The sequence below is a fragment of the Denitrobacterium sp. genome (genome assembly GCF_056180635.1).
Window position 1 is genome coordinate 1 of record NZ_JAZZJS010000086.1, and the last position, 2,590, is coordinate 2,590.

The window sequence follows — 2,590 nt, forward strand, 5'->3', positions numbered from 1 at the left end:
CAGGACGGTCTTCTGCTCTGAACCCATCTGAATGCTTTCTACTCGTTCGCGCGCGTACCTAATCGCCAAACGCGCTTTTCCCTATATTACGGCGAAGAACATCCGCGATAATGCGAACGTGCTCGCGGCCGTCGTTGAGACACGGAACCCACACAAAACGGCCATTCGTGTTAATCGTGTTGGCGATGGAGCCGTCGATTGCGGCTTTCGCGGGCTTCGCGCCAGCTCCTTCGAGCGCAGGCACCATCTCATGCGGAATGTCATAGAGCGTTTCCAGGCAGTCGACCGCAAAGCCCGGGCATGCGAAGAACACGCGAAAACGCTGGTCGCGCCACCCTTCCAACACGTCGGTGGAAAGCGGCGATGCCCACGCCTTGGGGTTATGCCCGAACACGCTCTGATACGACACGGTAGCGCTCGCGGGGTCGAGCCCCAGCTGCTCGCATACCAGATCGGCAGTCGCGCGCGCTTGCGTGCGGTACGTATCGCCCGCCTTCTCGTCCTTCAGCGGAATGGCGTGGAACGACAGCATGAGCCTATCGCCCGCAGCGGCATCGAACCCGCAGGCGCGAATGCGGCTCGCGAGCTCGGCGATGTAGAGCTCGTTATCGTGGTAGTTGTCGATGATGAGGCTCGGCGCGCTCCACCCCACGATCTTCTGCGCGCGCCTGAACGCGTCCACCACGGCAAGCGTGGGCGAATAGGCGCTTTGCGGATACAGGGGCAACAGCACCACGCGATCGACTTCCGCGGCGCGGAACTTGCGCAACGCGCTTTCGATGGACGGCGTGCCGTAGCTCATGGCGCTGCACACGATGCAATCCTCGCCCGCCTCGTCGAACACGCTCTGGAGCTGGCGCGCAAGGCTTTCCTGCAGGCGAATGAGGGGCGAGCCCTCCTTCGTCCAGATGAACTTGTAGCGCTCGGCCGAGGCATACTTGCGCTTCGGAAGAATATGGCGGTAGACGATCCACTTCCACAGCGGACGCGGCATCTGGCAGATGCGGTCGTCCATCAGGAATTCGCGCAGATACGCCTCGATCGCATCGGGTTCGGGAGCAGAAGGCGATCCGGTATTTGCGATGATGATTCCAGTTTTCATTCCAAACCTATCTTCCCGATTGCGCATGCCACCGCACGCGAATTACAGCTGCAGGTCGTCGCTCTGATGCGGCGCCTGCGCAACCTCCCCGAGGATGCGCTCGCCCGCCGCGGTGCGGCCCATGCTGCGCGGCGCAAGTCCGTCGAGCACCTCGCGCAGATCGGGCGGGAACCCATCGATGAGGTGGACATGCTCGCCCGTGAGGGGATGGTCGACGTCGAGCGAGTACGAATGCAGGAACTGCCTGCGAAGGCCCAGCTGCTGCTGTTCGTTGCCCCAGCGATACAGGGGGTCGCCCACGCAGCAGTGGCCGATATGCTCCATATGCACGCGAATCTGATGCGTGCGCCCCGTGTAGAGCTTGCACTCCAGCAGCGTGAAGCCCTGGTCCTTCCCCGCCGCCTCGAATCGCTCGAGTACGGTGAACGTGGTGAGGGCGTTACGCGCCTGGGGCTTGTAGGAAATGGCCATGCGCAGGCGGTCGAAGTCGGCACGCGCGATGGGCTCGTCGATCATGCCGGTGTCGTAGGCGATGTTGCCATGCACGAGCGTGATGTACTTGCGCTCCACGTCGTGCACGCGGATGAGCTCTTGGAGAGCCGCTCCGCACGCGTCGGACTTCGCGCACATCATGAGGCCGCTCGTATCCATATCCAGGCGATGCACGATGCCCGGGCGGTCGTCGCCCTGCACGTGCGCCAGGCTATCGCGCCCATACGCGTAAATTAGAGCGTTCACCAGGGTAAACGAAGGATGATTGGGCGCAGGGTGCACGCAGAGGCCCGCCTGCTTCGATATGACGATCATATCGTCGTCTTCGTAGCGGATGTCGAGCGGGATGTCCTCGCCACGCAAATCGATGTGCTGCGCCTGGGGCACTTCCTCGTACACGATGGTATCGCCAGCGGCAACCTTCGTCTTCTTGGTAGCCGTGGCGCCATTCACGAACACGGCGCATGCCTCGATCTGCTTCACGGCCTGGCTGCGGCTCTCGTAGCAATCGCGCAGGGCCAGGTAGGCATCGAGGCGCATGCCCTCGTCTTCGCCACCCACGCGACAAGACAACGCGCGCGCCATTACTCCACCTCGTCGGCGCCTGCTTTTGCGTTGCGCCCTTCCGGCGTGCTGAAAATCGAAAGGAACACGCTGATGAGCAGCAGCGCGATGCCCACGGTCACGCCGATGTCGGCGACGTTGAACACGGGGAAATCGATGAACGTGAAGTTGATGAAGTCGACCACGTAGCCATATGCCAAGCGGTCGATGGCATTGCCCACGCCGCCCGAAGCGACAAGCGCCAGCGAGATGACCTCGAGAATGGAAATCTGCCCCTTGCGGGCCACCATGGCGAACCACATGACCACGGCGATGCTGATGATGACGCTGAACACGCCGAGCGCGAACGTGGAATCGCTGAAGATGCCCCATGCGGCGCCCGTATTGTGCACCAGGATGAACTGGAACAGGCCCAGAACGTTGTCTACGATT

General features: G+C 62.1%; 3 protein-coding genes. All 3 read right to left on the reverse strand.

Features of this window, described 5'->3' with window-relative positions; genetic code table 11:
* Positions 1-58: 58 nt before the first annotated feature.
* Positions 59-1,102, reverse strand: a complete 1,044-nt coding sequence (hemH, locus tag AC04P6_RS08375; RefSeq protein WP_475566169.1) for a ferrochelatase — start codon at positions 1,100-1,102, stop codon at positions 59-61.
* A 42-nt stretch (positions 1,103-1,144) separates the two neighbouring features.
* The gene (locus tag AC04P6_RS08380; protein WP_475566170.1) at positions 1,145-2,179 is read right to left on the reverse strand and encodes an RluA family pseudouridine synthase; all 1,035 of its coding nucleotides are present in this window, start codon (positions 2,177-2,179) and stop codon (positions 1,145-1,147) included.
* On the reverse strand, positions 2,179-2,590 hold a 412-nt coding region (lspA, locus tag AC04P6_RS08385), incomplete at its 5' end, for a signal peptidase II (RefSeq protein ID WP_475566171.1). The genes AC04P6_RS08380 and lspA, both read right to left, overlap by 1 nt.

Bases quoted from the DNA above. Each gene is read 5' to 3' on its own strand.
- AC04P6_RS08380 (WP_475566170.1), bottom strand. From the start codon at position 2,179: ATGGCGCGCGCGTTGTCTTGTCGCGTGGGTGGCGAAGACGAGGGCATG.
- hemH (WP_475566169.1), bottom strand. From the start codon at position 1,102: ATGAAAACTGGAATCATCATCGCAAATACCGGATCGCCTTCTGCTCCC.